At 62.6% G+C, this 20,806-nt stretch carries 20 protein-coding genes; 11 read left to right on the top strand and 9 right to left on the bottom strand.

Features of this window, described 5'->3' with window-relative positions:
- The first annotated feature begins 16 nt into the window (after positions 1-16).
- The 5 genes from gsiB (at position 17) to BUB23_RS09150 (ending at position 5,364) form a co-directional block, all read left to right on the top strand.
- Entirely contained in the window at positions 17-1,564 is a 1,548-nt protein-coding gene (gene gsiB / locus BUB23_RS09170) for a glutathione ABC transporter substrate-binding protein GsiB (RefSeq protein ID WP_073102810.1), read from the top strand.
- A 66-nt stretch (positions 1,565-1,630) separates the two neighbouring features.
- Positions 1,631-2,551: a glutathione ABC transporter permease GsiC gene (gsiC, locus tag BUB23_RS09165; RefSeq protein WP_073102809.1), complete on the top strand. Its 921-nt coding sequence runs from the start codon at positions 1,631-1,633 to the stop codon at positions 2,549-2,551.
- Positions 2,552-2,560: 9 nt separating this feature from the next.
- Positions 2,561-3,460: a glutathione ABC transporter permease GsiD gene (gsiD, locus tag BUB23_RS09160; RefSeq protein WP_073102808.1), complete on the top strand. Its 900-nt coding sequence runs from the start codon at positions 2,561-2,563 to the stop codon at positions 3,458-3,460.
- 5 nt (positions 3,461-3,465) lie between these two features.
- A complete protein-coding gene (locus tag BUB23_RS09155) occupies positions 3,466-4,527 on the top strand; it encodes a DmpA family aminopeptidase (RefSeq protein ID WP_073102807.1) in 1,062 nt (353 codons plus the stop codon).
- A 12-nt stretch (positions 4,528-4,539) separates the two neighbouring features.
- Positions 4,540-5,364: a M55 family metallopeptidase gene (locus BUB23_RS09150; protein WP_073103093.1), complete on the top strand. Its 825-nt coding sequence runs from the start codon at positions 4,540-4,542 to the stop codon at positions 5,362-5,364.
- 23 nt (positions 5,365-5,387) lie between these two features.
- Here BUB23_RS09150 and BUB23_RS09145 read toward each other — a convergent pair whose 3' ends face one another.
- On the bottom strand, positions 5,388-6,083 hold the full coding sequence (locus BUB23_RS09145) for an SDR family oxidoreductase (RefSeq protein WP_073102806.1): 696 nt from the start codon (positions 6,081-6,083) through the stop codon (positions 5,388-5,390).
- A gap of 418 nt (positions 6,084-6,501) precedes the next feature.
- On the opposite strand from BUB23_RS09145, the gene BUB23_RS09140 reads away from it, so the two are divergent.
- From BUB23_RS09140 to BUB23_RS09120, 5 genes are all read left to right on the top strand, one after another.
- Positions 6,502-7,485: a tripartite tricarboxylate transporter substrate binding protein gene (locus BUB23_RS09140; protein WP_073102805.1), complete on the top strand. Its 984-nt coding sequence runs from the start codon at positions 6,502-6,504 to the stop codon at positions 7,483-7,485.
- A 57-nt stretch (positions 7,486-7,542) separates the two neighbouring features.
- Positions 7,543-8,064, top strand: coding sequence for a PPC domain-containing DNA-binding protein (locus BUB23_RS09135; RefSeq protein WP_084135917.1), 522 nt, complete (start codon positions 7,543-7,545; stop codon positions 8,062-8,064).
- Between the two features lie 86 nt (positions 8,065-8,150).
- Entirely contained in the window at positions 8,151-9,212 is a 1,062-nt protein-coding gene (gene rfbB / locus BUB23_RS09130) for a dTDP-glucose 4,6-dehydratase (RefSeq protein ID WP_073102804.1), read from the top strand.
- Between the two features lie 260 nt (positions 9,213-9,472).
- A complete protein-coding gene (locus BUB23_RS09125) occupies positions 9,473-10,672 on the top strand; it encodes a CaiB/BaiF CoA transferase family protein (protein WP_073103091.1) in 1,200 nt (399 codons plus the stop codon).
- 156 nt (positions 10,673-10,828) lie between these two features.
- Entirely contained in the window at positions 10,829-11,362 is a 534-nt protein-coding gene (locus BUB23_RS09120) for a carboxymuconolactone decarboxylase family protein (RefSeq protein WP_073102803.1), read from the top strand.
- A 35-nt stretch (positions 11,363-11,397) separates the two neighbouring features.
- On the opposite strand, the gene BUB23_RS09115 is transcribed toward BUB23_RS09120, so the two are convergent.
- From BUB23_RS09115 to BUB23_RS09085, 7 genes are all read right to left on the bottom strand, one after another.
- On the bottom strand, positions 11,398-12,114 hold the full coding sequence (locus tag BUB23_RS09115; RefSeq protein ID WP_073103090.1) for an ABC transporter ATP-binding protein: 717 nt from the start codon (positions 12,112-12,114) through the stop codon (positions 11,398-11,400).
- Entirely contained in the window at positions 12,107-12,859 is a 753-nt protein-coding gene (locus BUB23_RS09110) for an ABC transporter ATP-binding protein (RefSeq protein ID WP_073102802.1), read from the bottom strand. Before BUB23_RS09110 ends, BUB23_RS09115 begins: the two co-directional genes overlap by 8 nt.
- On the bottom strand, positions 12,852-13,820 hold the full coding sequence (locus BUB23_RS09105; protein WP_073102801.1) for a branched-chain amino acid ABC transporter permease: 969 nt from the start codon (positions 13,818-13,820) through the stop codon (positions 12,852-12,854). Before BUB23_RS09105 ends, BUB23_RS09110 begins: the two co-directional genes overlap by 8 nt.
- Positions 13,821-13,851: 31 nt before the next feature.
- Positions 13,852-14,721 (bottom strand): branched-chain amino acid ABC transporter permease, encoded by an 870-nt coding sequence (locus tag BUB23_RS09100; protein ID WP_073103089.1) that lies wholly within the window; start codon positions 14,719-14,721, stop codon positions 13,852-13,854.
- Positions 14,722-14,801: 80 nt separating this feature from the next.
- A complete protein-coding gene (locus BUB23_RS09095; RefSeq protein ID WP_073102800.1) occupies positions 14,802-15,980 on the bottom strand; it encodes an ABC transporter substrate-binding protein in 1,179 nt (392 codons plus the stop codon).
- A gap of 30 nt (positions 15,981-16,010) precedes the next feature.
- Positions 16,011-17,495, bottom strand: coding sequence for an FAD-dependent tricarballylate dehydrogenase TcuA (gene tcuA / locus BUB23_RS09090; RefSeq protein WP_073102799.1), 1,485 nt, complete (start codon positions 17,493-17,495; stop codon positions 16,011-16,013).
- Between the two features lie 31 nt (positions 17,496-17,526).
- A complete protein-coding gene (locus BUB23_RS09085; RefSeq protein WP_073102798.1) occupies positions 17,527-19,005 on the bottom strand; it encodes an aldehyde dehydrogenase in 1,479 nt (492 codons plus the stop codon).
- 149 nt (positions 19,006-19,154) lie between these two features.
- Here BUB23_RS09085 and BUB23_RS09080 point away from each other — a divergent pair, with 149 nt between their 5' ends.
- Positions 19,155-20,087 (top strand): LysR family transcriptional regulator, encoded by a 933-nt coding sequence (locus BUB23_RS09080; RefSeq protein ID WP_073103088.1) that lies wholly within the window; start codon positions 19,155-19,157, stop codon positions 20,085-20,087.
- Between the two features lie 42 nt (positions 20,088-20,129).
- Here the strand turns inward: BUB23_RS09080 and BUB23_RS09075 are convergent, their stop codons facing one another.
- Complete coding sequence (locus BUB23_RS09075) at positions 20,130-20,780, bottom strand: GntR family transcriptional regulator (protein WP_073102797.1); 651 nt, start codon at positions 20,778-20,780, stop codon at positions 20,130-20,132.
- Between the last annotated feature and the right edge of the window lie 26 nt (positions 20,781-20,806).

The following is a 20,806-nucleotide window of genomic DNA, read 5'->3' as shown; positions in this document are numbered from 1 at the left end:
ACTGGAGAAGCAGCTCATGAAATATCTCAATGCCAAAAATTCGGTGCTTGCCGCCATACTGGCGGCCGGCGTGTTCGGCGGCGCGGCGGCGTTCGCCGCCAAGGACGTCACTGTCGCGATAGAAACCTCGCTGGACTCCCTGGACCCCTACAACACCAATTCGACCCGGTCGCAGGCGCTCGGAAAAGTGTATTACGAAGGCCTTTTCCAGTTCGACAAAGACCTGAAGATCCAGCCGCTGCTCGCCGAAAGCCATGAGTCCAGCGCCGATGGCCTGGTTTACACATTCAAGTTGCGCAGTGGCGTCAAATTCCAGGACGGAACCGACTTCAATGCCGACGCGGTCAAGGTGAACCTGGAGCGGGTGCTGAACAAGGCGAACGGCCTGGCGCGCTACAACCAGTTCAGCCGCATCAGCAAAATCGAAGCGATCGATCCGCTGACGGTGAAAATCACCCTGAGCGAGCCATTCTCGGCCTTCATCAATTCGCTGGCGCACCCGTCGGCCATGATGATTTCGCCGGCCGCCCTGAAGAAATGGGGCAAGGACATCACCTTCCACCCGGTGGGGACCGGGCCGTTCGAGTTCGTGGAATGGAAGCCCGCGGAATACCTGAAGGTCAAGAAGTTCGATGGCTACTGGAAAAAAGGCTATCCCAAGATCGACAGCCTGACTTTCCGCACGGTCACCGACAACAACACCCGCGCCGCGGTGGTGCAGACCGGGGAAGCCCAGTTCGCCTACCCCTTGCCATTCGAGCAGGCGGCGCTGCTGTCCAAGAATGACAAGCTGGACGTGGTGGCCGCGCCCTCGATCATTGCGCGCTATGTTTCCATGAATGTGCAGCAGAAGCCTTTCGACAACCTCAAAGTGCGCCAGGCCGTCAACTATGCGATCAACAAGGAAGCCCTGGCCAAGGTCGCCTTCGCCGGCTACGCCTTCCCGTCGCAAGGCGTGATACCGCAAGGGGTGGACTTTGCCAAGAAAATGGACCCATGGCCCTACGACCTGAAAAAAGCGCGCGAATTGTTGGCAGAAGCGGGCTACCCCAACGGTTTTTCCACCACCTTGTGGTCGGCGTATAACGACGGCACCTCCGCCAAAGCCGTGCAGTTTCTGCAGCAGCAACTGGCCCAGGTAGGCATCAAGGTTTCGATCGAGCTGCTGGAATCCGGCCAGCGGGTGCAGCGGGTGGAACAAGTCAAGGATGCCAAGACCGCGCCCGTTCGCATGTACTACAGCGGCTGGTCGGCTTCCACCGGCGAAGCGGATTGGGCATTGCGCCCATTGCTGGCCACCAACGGCTGGCCTCCCGTTTTCTATAACACCGCCTACTATTCCAACCCCAAGGTGGACAAAGACATCGCCGACGCGCTGCTGACCACCGACACGGCCGAGAAAACCAGGCTGTACGATAGCGCGCAGGACCAGATATGGCACGATGCGCCCTGGGCTTTTCTGACTACGGCGCAATTATTGTCGGCCAATAGCAAGAAGCTCAGCGGCCTCTACGTGATGCCTGACGGTTCCTTCCAGTTTTCGGAAGTGGACCTGAAACCATAATCGGGAAAAATCGCTGCACGGCGGGTCCGGTCCCACTCGGGCCGCTCCCGCCCGGCGCGCATCAAGATGCTGACATACATAGTAAAACGGCTATTGGGCATGATCCCCACGCTGCTGCTGGTGGCGATAGTGGTGTTCATGTTCGTGCATGCTCTGCCGGGCGATCCGGCCAGGCTGGCCGCGGGGCCGGAAGCCGACGACGTAACGGTCCAGATCGTGCGCCACGAGCTGGGCCTGGACCTGCCTCTGCCCAAGCAGTTCCTGCGTTATTTCGACAATTTGCTGCATGGCGACCTGGGCCATTCCCTGCGCACCAAGCGCCCCGTGTCGCAGGAAATCGGCGACCGCCTCATGCCCACCTTGCTGCTGACATTGACCAGCATGGTCTGGTCTGTGGTGTTCGGCCTGGTCATAGGCGTGGTTTCCGGCGTCTGGCGCAACCGCCTGCCCGACAGGGTGGGGATGACGGTGGCGGTGTCGGGCATTTCATTCCCGGCCTTCGCCCTGGGCATGGTCCTGATGCAGATATTCTCGGTGCAGCTGGGCTGGCTTCCCACCGTGGGGGCCGGCACCTGGAAACATTACATATTGCCGTCCATCACGCTGGGCGCGGGCGTGGCGGCGGTCATGGCGCGCTTCACCCGGGCGGCGTTCATCGAGGTCATGCAGGAAGACTACGTGCGCACGGCGCGGGCGAAAGGCCTGTCCGAGCGCATCGTCGTCCTCAAGCACACCTTCCGCAATGCATTGATTCCCGTCGTCACCATGATGGGTCTGCAGTTCGGCTTTCTTTTGGGCGGCTCCATTGTGGTGGAAACCGTCTTCGCCTGGCCGGGCGTGGGCATGCTGCTGGTCGACTCCGTCATCATGCGCGACTATCCCGTCATTCAAGGACTGATACTGTTGTTTTCTCTTGAGTTCATTCTGATCAACCTGATAGTCGACGTGCTGTACGGCATGATCAATCCGACTATCCGGTACAAGTAGGGGCGGACGATGAATCGAGCACCGATCCTGGCCCCCGCCGGCGCCCGCGCGCCGGACAGCCCGGTACGCACGCCGCTGCGGGAGTTCTGGCGCAAGTTCCGCAAGCAGAGGCTGGCCATGTGGGCCGGCATATTCGTGCTGCTGCTGGTGCTGGTGGCGGTTTTCGCGCCATGGATAGTGCCCTTCGACCCCGAGGGCTTCTTCGACTACGACGCCTTGAACCAGCCGCCCTCGTGGACGCACTGGATGGGCGTGGACTCACTGGGGCGCGACATCTACAGCCGGGTGGTGATGGGCGCGCGCATTTCCCTGGCGGCCGGCTTTGTCTCGGTGGCCCTGGGCGCGCTGGCGGGAACGGTGCTGGGCCTGGTCGCCGGCTACTACGAAGGCTGGTGGGAGCGCATCATCATGAGAATATCCGATGTGCTGCTGGCTTTCCCGGGCATTCTGCTGGCCATAGGCGTGGTGGCGGTCCTCGGTTCCAGCATGGTCAACGTCATTATCGCCGTCGCCGTGTTCAGCGTGCCGGCCTTCGCGCGCCTGGTGCGCGGCAGCACCCTGGCCATCAAGAACATGACCTATATCGAGGCGATGCGCAGCATAGGCGCGCCCGATGCCGTCATTATCTTCCGCCATATTCTGCCCGGAACGATTTCGCCCATCGTGGTGTACGGCACCATGCGCATCGGCACGTCCATCATTACCGCCGCCAGCCTGTCATTTCTCGGCATGGGGGCGCAGCCGCCCACGCCGGAATGGGGCGCGATGCTCAACGACGCCCGGGCCGACATGCTGCTGGCGCCGCATGTGGCCATTTTCCCCGCGCTGGCCATTTTCCTTACCGTGCTGGCCTTCAATTTGCTGGGCGACGGCTTGCGCGACGCCCTGGACCCCAAGATTGACCGCTGAACGCCATGCCTTGTTTTGATGCTCCCAGAGTAGGATATCTGCCGGCCGGCGCAAGCGACCGGATCACCGATGTGCCCGGCGTCGCGGTGGGCCATGCGACGCTGTCGCGGGGCGAGGTGCAGACCGGGGTGACGGTGATCAGGCCGCATGGGGGCGACGAGTTTCTTTGCAAAGTGCCCGCCGCCGCCACGGTGATCAATGGCTTCGGGAAAAGCATAGGCCTGGTGCAAGTGCAGGAGCTCGGCGTGCTGGAAACGCCCATAGCGCTGACCAATACCTTTGCCGTCGGCGAGGTGGCGACGGCCCAGTTCCGCCAGGCGGTGGCGAATCACCCGCAGATAGGGCGCGACTGGCCCACCGTGAATCCGCTGGTGTTCGAATGCAACGACGGCTACTTGAACGATATCCAGGCCTTTGCGGTGTCGGCCGGCGACTACCACGGCGCCTGCCGCGCCGCGGCGGCGGATTTCGAGCAAGGCGCGGTGGGCGCGGGGCGCGGGATGTCCTGCTTTTCCATGAAAGGCGGCATCGGCTCGGCGTCGCGGCTGGCCGCCACGGCCGGCGGCGACTATGTGATGGGGGCGCTGGTCCTGGCCAATTTCGGCTGCCTGCCCAATCTGATGGTGAAGGGCCAGGCGCTGGGCCGGCTCATCGGGAACGACAGGCGCATATCCCGATTCGATGCGCCGGCCGCTGAACCGGAAAAGGGCTCCATCATTATCGTGCTGGCGACCAATGCGCCGCTCGACGCCCGCCAGCTGCGGCGGGTTTCCCGGCGAGCGGCCGCGGGGCTGGCGCGCCTGGGATCCGTGTACGGCCATGGCAGCGGCGATATCTCGCTGGCCTTTACCACCGCCTACCAGGTCCCGGCCTCGGCCGATGGCCCCGCGCCCATCGTGGCGCTATTGCACGAATCGCTGATCGACCCTTTGTTCGAGGCGGCGGCCGAGGCCACCGAACAGGCCATCGTCCATGCCTTGTGGGCCGCCGCGACGGTTGCTGGCAGGGGGGGCCGCCGGCGCCTGGCGATAACGGAAGCGCTGCCGCAATGGCGCGATTTTTTTTGAAAGGAAGTCTTGGTGAAAGTCCTGGTTTCGGTTGATATTGAAGGCGTTGCGGGCGTGACCCACGCCGAACAGACACGCAGCGGCAACGGCGAGTACGAGCGCGCCCGGGCCTGGATGACGGCCGAAGCCAACGCCGCCGTGCGCGGCGCGTTCGACGGCGGGGCGACCGCGGTCCTGGTCAACGATTCGCATGGCGGCTTTCGCAACCTGTTGCTGGACCGCCTGGATGAAAGAGCCGAAATGGTTACGGGCAAGCCGCGTTATCTGGGCATGATGGCTGGCGTCGAGCAAGCCTGCGACGCGGTCTTCATGGTGGGCTACCATGCCCGCTCCCAGGAGCGCGGGGTGCTGGCGCACACCATCAACAGCTTCGCCTTCCGGCGCGTGCGGGTCAATGGCGCCGAGCTGGGCGAGGCAGGCCTGTACGGCGCCCTGGCAGGGGAGTTTGGCGTGCCCGTGGCCTTGCTGACGGGGGACGATGTCTTCCTGGCGGAAACGCAAGGGCTGTTTCCCGGGGCCGTATCGGTGCAGACCAAGCGCGCCGAGGGCAATGCGGCTTGCGTATCGCTCGCGCCGGGCCGCGCCTGCGCATTGATCCAGGAAGCGGCGGCCGCGGCCGTGGCCAGGGTGCCTGGCTTGCGGCCGCTGGCCTTGCCCGGCGGCGCTGCGTTCCAGTGCGAATTGACGACTCAGACCCCCGGCCAGGCCGACCTGTTCTGCCAATGGCCTTCGGTCACGCGCGTAAGCGGCAGCGCGCTGAGCTTCCAGGCGGAAAGCATGTACGCGGTGCTGCGCATTCTCAACAGCTTTTCCGCCATGTCATTCATGCTGCGCTGAGGCGCTTAAGGCATGTCTCGCTGTCAGATGCCGGCCACGCCGACGGTCATGCCGCCGCATACATAAAGCACCTGGCCGGTTGTAAACCCGCAGCGGCTGTCCAGGAAATACGACACGGCGTGCGCGATGTCTTCCGGCGTGCCTATGCGCCGCACGGGCACGGCATTGATGATCGCCTGCGTGCGCGGGGCGTCTGGCGGATTGCCGCGCTCGAACAATTCGGTGCGGATCGGACCAGGCCCGATGGCGTTGGCTGTGATCCCGTGCTCGCCCAATTCCAGCGCCCAGACGCGCGTCATCCCGATCAGGCCGGCCTTGGTGGCGGCATAGGCGGTGCGCAGTTCCTTGCCTAGCGCGGCGCGCGACGACATGTTGACGATACGCCCAAAGCTTGCGGCTTTCATGCCGGGCAGCAGCGCTTGCATGCACTGGAAGGCGCAGCGCAGGTTGAGCGAGAACGTCAGCTCCAGTTCATCCAGCGTCTGCTCATCGGCGCCGGCCGGGCAGATGATGCCGACATTGTTGACCAGGCGGGTGATGGGGCCGCCGGCCAGGGCTTGCCGCAGGGCGCGCGCTGTTTCGGCGGGATCGGACAGATCGGCGATGATGCCGTCGCCGGCGCGATCGATGATCACGACCTCGAACCCTTCATCGCGGCATCGCTGCGCGGTCGCGGCGCCTATGCCAGAGGCGCCGCCGGTGATCAATACTCTTTCCATTTTGTTTTCCAATGCCTCGCTGGGCTGGCTCCGGGCATTACTGTTCGTTGCGGGAACAATAACTCATAAAACGAACGCGGCGAATGTTAGTTCCGCGTCTTGGCGGCTGTCAAGCCGCCCCGCAAGCCGCTCGGCAAGCGCGGGCGCGGCGTTTGGCGGCACCGCGCCCGGGGCTTGTGCGCAGGCCGCCACGCGGATTCCAGGCGCAAGGGATAGGCGAGTTTTTCTCGACGATGTTTGAGAATTTCTCGTTTTGAGCTGCCTGCCCCCACCCATATACTGGCGCTGAACCAGCATGCGCTCTGCGCGTGCCCAGCGATAGCCGCATTCCGATCACCCGTTCGACCTTGAAACTTCAACCATAAAAGAGCCGTGCGCAGCCTGTGCCAGGTTTCGTTTCGGCCAGAGGAGACTGCAAATGATCCACCGCCAGCGCCGCCTCATGCTCGGGCTCCTGCCCGCGCTGTTCGCCTTATTGGCCGCGCCGTCCCCGGCGTTCGCCGCCGAGGACGGCGATTTTCCCCAGCGCAGCATCGAGCTGGTCGTTCCGTGGCAGGCGGGCGGAGGCGCCGATGTCGTCGCGCGGGCATTCTCGAGCGCGGTGGCCAAGCATTTGCCGCAGCCCGTCGTCGTCGTCAACAAGCCAGGCGCATCCGGCGCGATCGGCATCGGAGACGTCATTCGCGCCCAGCCCGACGGCTACCGCCTGGTGCTGGCCACCAGCGAACTGGTGATCCTGCGGCACCTGGGCATGGCCAAGTTCTCGTATACGGATCTGGCGCCTGTCGCCGGCCTGAATTCCGACCCCGCCGCCATCGTCGTGCGTGCGGACGACCCCGCCCGCACGCTGGAAGATTTTCTGGCCAAGGCGCGGGCGCAGCCCGGCGTGCTGTCGATCGGCAATGCCGGGGTCGGATCCACATGGCATATGGCGGCGGCGGCATTCGCCGCGGCCAGCGGCACGCGCTACAACGAGATTCCTTTTCCCGGAGGCGCGCCGGCGCTGCTCGCCCTGCTGGGCGGGCATATCGACGCGGTCAGCGTCAGCACCGCCGAAGCGTCGACCTACGTCGATGCCGGCAAGCTGCGCATATTGGCAGTCATGGCGGACAAGCGGGAACGCGGGTTCGAGTCGGTGCCCACTCTCAAAGAGCTGGGCATAGACGTTTCAGTCGAAATGTGGCGTGGGCTGGCTGCGCCCAAGAATACTCCCGCCTCCGTGATGGCGGTTCTCAGGGTAGCGGCAGCCAAGGCGGTGAAGGAGCCTGCCTGGCTGGACACGCTCGCCAAGCTTCGTTTCCGCACGGATTCCTATGCCGATGCCGCGACGCTCGAAGCCGTCATGGCAAAGGAAGATGTTTTTTACGGCAAGCTCGCAGGCAGGCTGGACGTCAACAACTGACGGCGCCCAGGCCGCATATCTTTGTATCCCTAAAACACGATAAATCGAGGCATACCCATGTTCTTCAAGAAAATCCCTCCCTTGTTTCTGGTCCTAGCGGCGGCCGTCGCGTGGAGCGGCCCGGCCATGGCCCAGAACCTTACGGGCAAATACATGCGGACCCCGACCGGCTACCTGATGGTGCTGCGCAATGGCGATGACGTGATCGCTCACCTGGAGCGGCTGGCCGTGGTCGAACAGATTCCCAGCGCAAGCATCGTCGGCATCGGCTTCATGCGCGAGGCGACCTTCGGTTTCTATGACTTTTCCAAGAAGGTCTTCAATCCCAAGACCTTCAAGGATGTGGAAATGGCCAACCTGACGGGCACCATCGCCTGGAAAGAGGGCAAGCCCTCGATCCACGCCCATGGCATCGTCACCGACGGCACTTTCGTCGGCGCGGGCGGACACCTGCTGGGCCTGACCGTGGGCACCGGCTCCTCCGAAATCACGGTGATCCTGCATCCGCAGCGGCTGGAGCGCTTCGTCGATCCCGAGATCGGCGCGAATGTGCTGGGGCTGCATCCCGGCGCGAAGTAGAGCCTGATTTCCGCCAGGGCCGGGCGGCCGCCGCGTCTCCTATAATCCCGGAATCAGATCCTTCACGCTTCCAGGCCTTGGCTTCCATGAAAATTCTCGTTACCGGCGGCGCCGGCTTTATCGGTTCGGCAGTCATCCGCCATATCATCGGCCAGACGGACGATGCGGTGGTGAATGTGGACAAGCTCACCTACGCCGGCAATCTGGAATCGCTGGCCGACGCGGCCCTCAGCAAGCGCTATGCTTTCGAACAGGTGGACATCTGCGATGGCGCGGCGCTGCAGCGCATCTTCCGGCAGCACCGGCCGCAAGCCGTCATGCATCTGGCCGCCGAATCGCATGTGGACCGTTCCATCGACGGCCCCGCCGCTTTTGTCGAGACCAATATCGTCGGCACTTATACTTTGCTGGAAGCGGCCCGCCAATACTGGCAAGAGCTGGACGAGGGCGCCAGGGGGCATTTCCGCTTCCACCACATATCGACCGACGAGGTCTATGGAGACCTGCAGGACCCGCTGGCGCTTTTCACCGAAACCACGCCTTACGATCCCAGTTCGCCCTATTCCGCCAGCAAGGCCAGTTCCGACCACCTGGTGCGGGCCTGGCGCCGCACCTATGGCCTGCCCACGCTCATCACCAATTGCTCGAACAACTATGGTCCCTACCATTTTCCCGAAAAACTCATCCCGCTGGTGATACTCAATGCCCTGGAAGGCAAGCCGCTGCCGGTCTATGGCCGGGGCGATCAGGTCCGCGACTGGCTGTACGTGGAGGACCACGCCCGCGCCCTGTACCAGGTCGTCACACAGGGCAGGGCGGGCGACACCTACAATATCGGCGGCCATAATGAAAAGCGGAATATTGAAGTGGTGCGGGCCATCTGCCTGTTGCTGGACGAACTGGCGCCGGCCAGGCCCGCGGGCCTGGCCCGGTATGGCGACCTGATCACCCATGTGAAGGACCGCCCCGGCCACGATATGCGCTACGCCATCGACGCCGCGAAAATCCAGCGCGAACTGGGCTGGGCGCCGCGGGAAACCTTCGAGTCCGGCTTGCGCAAGACCGTGCAATGGTATCTGGCGAACCAGGAATGGTGCCATCGCGTGCAGGACGGCAGCTACCAGCGCGAGCGGCTGGGAATGGCATAAGACGCGGGCAGGCGCCAGGCGGCCCTGCTTCAGCCAAAAATCCGCAAATCCTTGAGCGTCCCGGCACATCCGCCGTGCCTGGCCGATCTTGACATGTCCTGGAAACCGTGACAATATTCTATCTTAAGAAATTATGTTTCATAAGACAGAACGATATCAATGGGAATCCAGGCTGGGACACACATGTCCGAATGGGATGACGACTTGCAAGAAGATTTACGGAATTGCTTATGAATTGCGATGATACGCCGGCCGCGCCGATGTCCAGGCCCTTGCGGGACATACGCGTTCTGGACCTGACCAATGTTCTCGCGGGCCCTTTCTGCTGCCATCAGCTCGCGCATATGGGCGCTGAGGTCATCAAAGTGGAAACGCCCGGCACCGGCGACCTGGCGCGCCAGCTGGGCGCCGACCATGAGTTGAACAAGGGCTTGATGGGGGTGTCCTTCCTGGCCCAGAACGCCGGGAAGAAGTCGATCACGATCAATTTGAAGCATCCTTCGGGCAAAGAGGCTTTCTTGCGGCTCTTGCGGACCGCCGATGTCGTCGTCGAGAATTTCCGTCCCGGCGTCATGGAACGCCTCGGGCTTGGTTTCGAACGCCTCCGGGCTGAACGCCCCCGGCTCGTTTATTGCGCCATTTCCGGCTTTGGGCAAAACGGCCCCCTGCGCAACTTGCCGGCTTACGATCAAATCGTCCAGGGCATGTCGGGAGCCATGAGCATCACCGGCGATGCCGGGACGGCTCCTTATCGCGTCGGCTATCCCATTGCCGACACCATAGGCGGCATGACCGCCGCATTCGCCGTGGCTGCCGCCCTCGCCGAAAAAGATCGCCAGCAAGCCCGGTTCATCGATGTTTCCATGCTGGAAGCCACCATCTCGACCATGGGGTGGGCGCTTTCCAATCTGCTCAATGCCGGCCACGCGCCCGAGCCCATGGGCAATGAAAACATCACCGCGAGTCCTTCCGGCACCTTCCAGACCGGGCAAGGCATGCTCAACATCGCGGCCAACAAGCAAGAACAGTTCGAAGCGTTGTGCCAGGTGATCGGCCGCCCGGAACTGGCCGCCGATCCGAGGTTTTCGCAGCGGCAGGCCCGTTTGCAGCACCGCTATGAACTCAAAGAAGAAATAGAGCTGGCGCTGGCCGCGCAGACTTCGCTGCACTGGTGGGAGCTGTTGACCAGCGCCGGCGTTCCGTCAGGGCCGGTCTATAGCGTGGAAGAGGCCGTGGCGCATCCCCAGATACAAGAGCGCGGCATGATAGGGCGGTTCAGCGACGTGCCGGGAGTGGGCCGGGACATACGCGTGGCGCGCACGGGTTTCAGGCTGGATGGCCAGGCGCTGGCCGTCGATTCCCCGCCGCCCACGCTGGGCCAGCATAGCGCCGAAGTGCTGCGCGAACTGGGCTACTCCGAGCAGGACATAGAAAAGCTGCGGCAGGAAAACGCAATATGACGGCGGCCTCATATTGCCCCGAATCGCGGCCGCAGCCTTGAAGGCCAGCGCCGCCGATACCGCCGGACCTGATGCTAAACTGCCCAATGTTCACACCGCGCCGGGCGCCCGCCCGGGCGGCGGCAGGCTTCGGATTAATTCAGGGTCATCAAGACAATGGCAAGACTACCTTATGCATCGCTGAGCAGCGAGCCGATACAACCCCTGGTGGAGCGCATCACCAAGGAACGCGGCAGCGTGCTGCACTTGTACCAGATGCTTTTGCACAGCCCGCCGGTGGCCGAGGGCTGGCTCAATTACCTGACCGCCATCCGCCAGAAATGCAGCCTGAATGGCGCATTGCGCGAACTGGTGATCGTGCGCGTCGCCATCATCAACGGGGCCGACTACGAGGCCGCCCAGCATGTGCCCATCGCCCTGAAAGAAGGCGTCACCCAGGCCCAGATCGACGCGCTGTCCGATTGGCAAGCCTCGGACCAGTTCAGCGAAAAGGAAAAGCGGGTGCTGGCGCTGACCGATGAAATGACCAGGAACGTCCAGGTCGACAAGGCGACCATAGACAATCTGAAAGCGCATTTCGACGAGCGCGAACTGGTCGAGCTGGTTGCGACGGTGGCCAGCTACAACATGGTTTCGCGCTTCCTGGAAGCGCTGGGCATACACATCGACGACGAGCGCTCGCCCGCATAGGCATTGCCATCCCGAAGGCGGCTTCCGCGGGATCTTCAAAGATAATATTCACGGGCCAATTCCTCGTGGTCTTTTTCGAGCTCGCTGGCCGGTCCCCGCGCCACGATCCTGCCCGCCCGCAGCATGTAGTATCGGTCGATGACCTGCGCGGCCAGCAGCATGTTCTGTTCGACCAGGATTATCGTGATTTCGCCTTCCTTGCGCAGGGCTTGCATCATGGCGCCGATTTCCTGGACAAACAGCGGCGACAGGCCGGCCGACGGCTCGTCGAACAGCAGGACTCTGGGCTCGGCCATCAAGGCCCTGCCTATGGCCAGCATTTGCTGCTCGCCGCCGGACATCGTGGACGCGCGCTGCCTGAGGCGCTCTTTCAGGCGCGGAAAATAGTGGCAGACCCGCTCCAGGTTGCGGTCGAAGGACTTGGCGGCGCGCGCAAGAGAGCCCAGCCGCAAATTGTCGTGTACGGTCAGGTCGCCAAACAAATCGCGCTCCTGCGACAAATGCAGCAGGCCGCGGCGCACGATGACATGCGGCGGACAGCGGTTGATGGACGCGCCGAACAGCCGCAGCTCGCCCGCGGCGGGGCGCAGAAAGCCGGACAAGGCATTGAGCAGCGTGGTCTTGCCCGCGCCATTGGTGCCCAGCAGGCCCACGGCTTCCCCTTCGAACAGATCGATGTCTATGTCCGAAAGCGCCAGGGTCCTGCCGTAGCGCACGTCGACGCCGGAAATTCGCAGTATGGGATCAGGCATGGCCAAGGTATACCTCCAGGACGTCCTTGTTGTTGCGCACTTCGCTGGGCGGACACTGCGCGATTTTCTTACCGTAATTGAGCACCAGTATTTGATCCGATACCGCCATGACAAGGTCCTGGACATGCTCGACCAGCAGGACCGTCATGCCCTTGGCCGTCAATTCGCGCAGCACCTGGCCGAGATGCAGCCGTTCCCCGGGCGACAGGCCGACTGCCGGTTCATCGAGCATGATCAGTTCGGCGCCGGCGACCATGGCGCGCGCGATTTCAACGAGGCGCTGCTGGCCAAAGGACAGATCGCCCGCGGGCCGGTCCGCCAGCCCGGCTATGTCCATTTGTCCAAGCATTTCCCGGGCGCGGCGCGTGGCGTCGCGCTCGGCGCGGGCCGAGCCGGGCGCGCCCAAAGCGCAGCCCCAGAAAGAACTGCGGGTCGAGAGTTCCAGGCCGGTCAGCACGTTCTCGAGCACGCTCATTTCGCGCAGGATGCCGTTATTCTGGAAGGTGCGCCGGATGCCCAGCGCGGCGACCTGCGCGGGAGACATGCCGGCCATGCTCTGGCCGCGCAACGCCACATGGCCGGCCGTCGGCCGGACAAAGCCGCCAATGGCGTTGAACGCCGTGGTTTTTCCCGCGCCATTGGGCCCCATCAGCGTGAAGACCTCGCCCTGGTTGACCGTGAACGATAGGTCGTCGACCGCGGTCAGGCCGGCAAACTTCACTGTCAGGTTCCTTACCTCAAGCATCTTTGCTCTCCCGATACAAGCGCTCGCGCAATATTGGCAGGCGACCCGCCAGAAAGCCGCTAATGCCCTTGGGCATCAGGAACAGCACGATGATCAGCAAGAGGCTGAACACGATTTCCTCCAGGCCAGGGAAATTGCGTAAGAGCTCGGGCATGCCTGTCAGCAGCACCGCGCCGATGATGGAGCCGGCCATGCTGCCCAGCCCGCCTATCATGACTATGGCAAAGTGCATGAGCATTTGGGAAATGCCAAAGGTGTCCGGGGAGACCCGGCCATTGAGCGCCGCGTAAAGCGCGCCGGCCAGGCCGGTGATCAAGCCGCTCCAGGCGAAAGCGATGACTTTGCTGCGATTGACGTTGATGCCCAGCGACAGCGCCGCCAGTTCGTTGTTGCGCACGGCGACGAAAGCCCGGCCGAAACGCGAGCGCAGCAATAGGGAGGTGGCGCCGACACCGATAAGCACCGCCGCGAGGAAGACATAATATTTGCCCTGCTCGTCCACGGGAACGCCGAAAACGGCTATCTGCGGCATATTGAACCCGCCCGATCCGAAGGTGACCGGGTCGTTGTGCACATACAGCCAACGCATCAATTCGCCGAAAGCCAGGGTGATGATGGCCAGGTAATAGCCGCGCACCCGCAAGGCGGGCAGCCCGACCAGGCAGCCGGCCAGGCCCCCGCAAGCGGCGCCGATTATCGTGGCCCACAGGAAAGACAGGCCGAAATGCACCATGGACAGCCCGGCGGCGTAGGCGCCGATGCCGAAGAATGCCGCATTCGCGAAGGCCAGCTGGCCCAGATAGCCCAGCACCACATTGAGCCCCACGGCGACCAGGCAATACACGAGCATGGTGTTGGCCACGAATTGAAGATAGTCATTGACGACCAGCGGCAACAAGCACAGCAACAGCAGCAGGGCCAGCAGCGCCATGCGCTTGGAGCCGCCGGGCGGACCTGTCATCGGGCCCGTTTCTTTTGATGTACTGAGTGTCTTATCCACGGCCCTGCCTCCATTCGCCCATGATGCCTTGCGGCCTTACGATCAGCACCACGATGATGACCAGGTAAGCGGTGATTTCCACCAGCGAGCTGGATATATATCCGCCTATCAGGTTTTCCAGCACGCCCAGCGTAAGGGCTCCGGCCACGGCGCCCGGCAGCGAGCCAAAGCCGCCCAGGGTCATGGCCGCGAACGCGCGGATCAGCATATGGCCCCCCATATCGGGGTAGACCAGCGTGTTCGGCGCGATCAGGATGCCGGCCGCCGCCCCCATCAGCGCGCCGACGCCCCACATCAGGTTGCGCAGCAGAGGCACGTTGATTCCCACCAGCGAGGCGCCGCGCGGCGTCTGCGATGCGGCCTGTATGACCTTGCCGGTTTCGGTCCTCTGGAAGAAATAGAAAAATCCGAATACCACCAGCAGGGAAAAGCCGGCGATGAGGACGTCCTGCGGCATCAGGATGACGCTGCCGATCTCGATCGGGTCGCCCCCGATCAGGGGCTGCAGCGGCTTGACCTCGCGCCCGTAGAAAAAGCGCGAAATCCCTTTCAGCAGATACGATAGCGCGACGGTCATCATCGCCATGCTGATGTGCGGGGCATTCTGCAGCGGGCGCATCAGCACTCTTTCTATGGCGCAGCCCGCCAGGAACAGCATTGCCAGCGCAAACACGATCGAACCGGCATACGTCCAGCCGAACAATTGTTGCGCCACCAGCACCGCGAATGCGCCGAGCATGAAAAACTCGCCATGGCAGAAGTTCACGACCGTGGTCGAGCGGTACAGCACTGTCATGCCCAGCGCGACCACCGCGTACACGCTGCCGTTCACGATACCACTCATAATCAGCTGAGCGAACATGGACATCCTTTTCAAATCAGGGCCGGCCGAGCGCCTGCCTGGCGTTCGGCCACCGGGTTATCGCGTAAGCGGCATTCTGATTATTGCGATTTCGCCGCGGGATAGCTATCGATGATTTCAGGGTGGTCCACCGGCCAGTAGATCATTTTCCCGGCGCTGATGCCGGCGTGCACTTCAGGTGTGAAGGTCAGCGAGCCGGACTGTATGCCGGGATCGAAATCGCGCAGCGTGTTCAATTCGGCCATGAACTTCTCGCGGGTCAGCTGCGGCCCCGAGCGCTTGATTGCCTCGACAATCGCCAGGGCGCCCGTCATGCCCATGAAGCTGAGCGTTTCCACCGGCTCTTTCGGGTAGTAGCGGCGGTACACGTCGACCCATTTCTTGAACTTGGGCGCGTCCAGGGTTGCGGACAAGGGATAGAAGACGAACAGGTTCTTGGTTGCCGCCGGGTTGCCGACGCGCTTGACCATATCCTCGATGGAAACCCCCTGGGTGGTGACCGTGGGGGCCTTGATGCCATACTTGTTGGCATCGCGCAGATACAGCGTGAGCTCGGGCGGGTAGAGTATGGCCAGCACGACATCCGGCTTGGCGGCGCGTATCTTCAGCAGTTGCGAGGTGGCGTCGGTGCTGCCCCGTTCCAGCCATACCGATTCGACGGGCTCGAGGCCTTTGGCCTTCATGAGGTCCAGCAGCGGCGTTATGTGCGATTTCCCCCATTCGTCGGAGTGGCTGACGATGGCGATACGCTGGGTCTTGGGCTTGGACAGCGCGAAATCCAGCATGGTCCTGGTGACCGCCGCGGTGGTGGCGATCGGGTGGAAGATGTTCGCCGTGACCGGGGTCGAGATCGCGGCGCTCGCGGCGCCCAGCACCATGAACGGCAGTTGCGGGTTGCGCGCCAGCTCGGGCTTGATGGCCATGACCGTGCCGCTGCACCAGCCGCCATGGATCATGAAGACCTGGTCTTGCGAGATGAGCTTTTTGGTCGCCGAAATGGTCTTGTTCGGATCGCAGGCATCGTCTTCGATGGACAGCTCAATCTTGCGTCCATTGATCCCGCCCGCGTCGTTGATGTCTTTGTAAATCGCCGCGGCGCCCAGCAAGGGCAGCGATCCAATGGCGGTAGGTCCGGTCAGAGGGCCGAACATGCCGATGCGTATGGTGGTGTCGGTGACCCCGGTTTCCGCCCGGGACAACGAGGGCGATATTGTCGTTGCGGCAACGATCAAGCTTGCGATGAATAATATTTTTTTCATAGCTGTCTCCTGTTTGTTATATGTCTGTCTTTACAACATTGCGCCGGGCTTTCCGGCGCCATGGGCGACCGCGGCATGTCCGGCTATCTGGCCAAAGACGGCGCCACGCAATACCGAGGTCGCGCCGGTATAGGTGCCGTAGTACAGGCCGGTCATTTCCCCCGCCGCATACAGGCCGGGTATGGTTTCTCCATCGGCATTCACGACCTCGCTGCGGGTGTTGACCTTGATGCCTCCAAAGGTAAAGCAGTTGCCGCAGATGACGGGGTAGGCGGAATAGGGCGCTTTATCGATGCGGCGCGCCCAATTGGATTTGGGGGGCGCGTAGCCGGCCGCGGTTGCCAGGGCGTCCACCGCCAGGGGGTCGAACTTGCCGGCCATGCATGCCGCGTTGTATTCGGCCAGGGTGGCCGCGAGCGCGGCCGCGTCCAGGCCCAGCTTGCCGGCCAGTTCCGGCAGCGTGGCGGCGCTGATGGGCGGCTGATCGGAGCGCACCGAGCGCTTCCAGTTGGGGACATCGTCTATCCTGGAGTCGAGGATGACCCAGGCGATGCCTTCCGGCTGCTTCAGTATCTGGCGCGTGATGTTTTCGTAGGTGGCGTCCACCGTGCTGGGGGCTTCGTCGATGAAGCGCCGGCCATGTTTGTTGACCAGGATGCCATAGCTGAACACCAGCACGATGGGCTCGGGCGCGCCGGAGCGGGGGTCCAGCGGTTCCGCATGGATCTGGCCATAGTCCCCCGCCGGCGCGGCGCCCGCGGCCAGGGCCATGCGTATGCCCTCGCCCTTGTTGTAATAGCCGCCGCGCGCAACGGGCCGCAAATAGCGCGCGTCGGTGCCCAGATAATGCGTCAGCATTTCCGGGTTGCCCTGGAATCCGCCGCTGGCCAGCACGACGGCCGGCGCGCGCAAGCGTATCCTGCGGTTGCCGGGACCGGCGGCTTCAAGGCCATGGACCGCGCCGTTGTCGTCCTGCAATAGCCGGCGCGCCGTCGTGCGATAGAAGAACCGCGCGCCTTTTTTCTCGGCCTCGGCCGCAAGGGCTTCGACCAGTGCCAGTCCGCCGCCGATGGGCGCCAGGCGGGTGGTGCAGGTGGTGATAAAGTAGCCAGGCAGGCTGTCGAAACGCACGCCGAACTTTTTCAGCCATTGCAGGGTCGGCCCGGCGCGATCGGAAAGCGTGGAAATCAATTCCGGGTCCGTGAAGTTCAGCACCTTGACGATGGACGACCAGTTTTCATAGTCGCCCGCCGCCTCGCTAATGAGTTCGGGGTCCAGGTAATGGCCGGCATTCTCGGCAAAATGGCTTTCCAGATCGTCGGCCACTTCGTCTTCGCTTTTCATGCGCATCATGGCTTCAGTCCAGCGGGTCTGGCCGCCCCGGTCGGCAAGATCGGAGCGCTCCAGGATGGCGACCTTCGCGCCATCTTCCAGGGCCGCCACCGCCGCGGACAGCCCGGCAATGCCGCAACCGACTACGACCACATCGAATTCCAGGGATTCTGCGTTTGTCATTATTGTCTCCTGCATCCTCTGGCGGCCCGCGTCAATAGCGGCGCACAAAGGGATTGGGCATGTCCAGGTCGGTGGAAATCCACACGCTCTTGGCCTCCATGTATTCTTTTACCGCCTCCATGCCGCCTTCGCGCCCAAGGCCGCTGTCCTTGTATCCCCCGAAGGGGGTGGTATAGCTGGTGGAGCGGTAGTTGTTGATCCATACTGTTCCGGCCTTGAGTTTCTCGGACAGCAGCATGGCGCGGTGCAGGCTCTTGGTCCATACGCCGGCGGCCAGGCCGAAACGGATGTCGTTGCCTATCCGTATGGCGTCTTCCTCATCCTTGAATTTGAGCACGGACAGGACCGGGCCGAACACTTCTTCCTGCGCAATGCGCATATCATTGCGCACGTCGACGAAGATAGTCGGCTCCACGAATTGCCCCGCGCCATATTCCGGTCCGGTCAATGCGCGGCCGCCGGCCACGCAACGGGCGCCTTCCTCCTTGGCGATATTGATGTAATTCATCACCTTTTCGAATTGCGGGCGGGTGGCCACCGGGCCTATCTGGGTGCCGCTCTCGGCGGGATTGCCGATCTTGGCGGCCTTGGTGATCTTCAGGATACGCTCAATGAATTCGTCGTGGATGGATTCCTGCAGCAGCAGGCGCGAGCCGGCCATGCAGGTCTGCCCGCCCGCGGAAAAGATGCCGGTGATGACGCCATTGGCGGCCTTGTCCAGGTCGGCGTCGTCGAAAATGATGTTGGGCGACTTGCCTCCCAGTTCCAGGGATACTTTCTTCAGATTTTCGGCCGCGGCCACATACACCTTGCGGCCCGCTTCGTCGCCGCCGGTAAAGGCGATGCGCGCCACCTTGGGGTGGCGGATCAGCGGGTCCCCGACTTCCTTGCCGAAGCCGCTGATCACATTCACCACGCCGGGCGGGAAGCCGGCCTCGGCGACCAGCGTGGCCAGTTCATAGAGCGATACCGAGGTGAATTCGGACGGCTTGCAAACAATGGTATTGCCCGCGCAAAGGGCGGTGCCCAGCTTCCAGGCGGTGAGCAGCAGCGATGAATTCCAGGGCGTGATGCTGGCGACCACGCCCATGGGCTCGTACCGGACCATATTGAATACGCCGGGCTTGTCGATGGGCACGATGGCCCCCTGGATTTTATCGGCCAGCCCGCCGTAATAGTAGAAGTATTTGGCCATGTACTTGACCTGGCCCAGCACTTCGCTCATCAGCTTGCCGTTGTCGCGGCTTTCGGCCACCGCCAGGCGCTGCGCGTCCCGCTCTACCAGAGCGCCCAGCTTGTACAGCAGCATGCCGCGGTCGCTCGCCGACAGCTTCGACCAGGGGCCATCGAAGGCGTCTGCGGCGGCGCTGACCGCTCGATCGACATCAACGGCATCGCCTTGTGGGACCTGCGCCCATGCTTCGCCAGAAAACGGGTCCAGGCTGTCGAACCAACGGCCCGAATTGGGATCGACCCATTCATTATTGATAAATAGCTGGTAACGAGACATGCGCTTTACTCCTCTGAAAACGGCGCGGCAAAATGACTGTCAAGTGGATTATGATGATCCACTAACAATGCGTAAACCGATTAAAAATCAGCAGTTGATGAGTTTTCGGAATTGATCGAAATGCCACTGATTGGGGGAGGCCGATGATAATGAGGCGCAAGATTCCCAGCACGAACACGCTGACGATATTCGAGGCGGCGGCGCGGCACGGCAGCTTTGCGCGCGCCGCCAGCGAGCTTTGCCTGACCGAGAGCGCGGTCAGTCGCCAGATCACGTCCCTGGAAAACTACCTGGACATCAAGCTGTTCGCGCGGGTAAAAAAACAGGTAGTGCTCAATGATGCGGGCCAGGCCTACATCAAGAACATCGCCAAAAGCCTGGCCGACATCGAGGCCCATACCCTGGCGCTCATGGCCAACAAGGGCGATGGCGGCGTGCTTGAATTGGCAGTGATTCCGACCTTCGCCAACCGCTGGCTGCTGCCGAGGCTGCAGGACTTCCGGCGCAAGCATCCGAACATCATGCTGAACCTGTCGGAAAAGCCGCAGCCCTTCATGTTCCGCGATACGATTTTCGACGCCGCGCTGCATTTCGATCACCCCGCCTGGACCGGCGTGGTCAAGGTCGATTTGTTCGAGGAAAGGCTGGTGCCGGTAATCAGCCCGAATTATTTCGACGTCGCCCAGTTGACATCGCCCCAGGCCTTGTTGAACATGCCCCTGTTGCATAAATCATCGCGGCCGAATGCCTGGCAGCACTGGTTCGAACTGGCCGGGTATGCCGATGGCATCAGTGCCCCGGGCATGCATTTCGATATGTACGGGATGGTGATCGAGGCCGCGCGCGCCGGCTTGGGCGCCGGCCTGGTTCCGCGCTTTTATGTCAACAATGAAATCCATCGCCATGACCTGATGGTGCCGTTCGACCTGGAGCTGCGGCACGAAAAGCGCTACTGCCTGGTTTATCCGGAATACAAGCAGGACTCGCCCGTCGTCCAGGCCTTCCGCGACTGGATAGTGGTGATCGAAAAAGAATTCACCGGCGGCAAGCCGGCCCCGGCGCTGCGGCTGCAATACGCCTGACATTTTCCCGCAAGCATCGCCGCGGCGATGCAAGGCCCGCGGCTATGCGCGTTCGTTCAAGTGGCTGATCACGCGGATGGCCACGGCGGATGTCTGCTGCATGTGCTCGACACAGGCCAGCCATGCTTCCTCTTCGTCGTTGGCGCGTATGGCTGCGCCGATTCTGGCCATCTCCTTGAGGGTATTCTTGATGCGGCCCGGGCTGAGGATGGATGTTGCGCGCAGGCGCGAAATCTTGCCGTGCAATGCTTCCAGGCTGCTTTTCAGCACCCGGTTATAACAGCCCTCCAATAAGGCCTCATAGAAACGCTCGATGGCGCTCAACTGATCGGCGACGGCCTTTTTTTCCACCGCCAGCGTCAGGTCCGACAAAGTCCGTTCCAGCTTCTCCCGCTGGGCCGGGGTCGCCATGTTGATGAAGTTCCTCGCCGCCAGGCCTTCGAGCACAGAGCGCACCTGATAGATGTCCGCCGCTTCCTGGACTTCCAGCACCGCCACCCTGACGCCGCGGTTGGGCTGATTGCTGACATAGCCTTCCTGCTCCAGCAATTGCAGCGCTTCCCGGACCGACGAGCGGCTGGCCTGCGTCAATTCGCACAAGGCTTTTTCGGTCAGGCGCTGGCCGGGGCGCAGGTTCCCGGCAAGAATTTCTTCTCTTACTTTTTTCGCGATCTGTGAGCGTTTCAGTGTCATGGTCTGGGCGTGTGGCGGGGAAGAAG

It is taken from the genome of Pollutimonas bauzanensis, assembly GCF_900129885.1.
GTDB lineage: Bacteria > Pseudomonadota > Gammaproteobacteria > Burkholderiales > Burkholderiaceae_B > Pollutimonas > Pollutimonas bauzanensis.
Note: the sequence above shows the minus strand (reverse complement) of the source record. Positions and strands in the feature narration are given on the sequence as shown.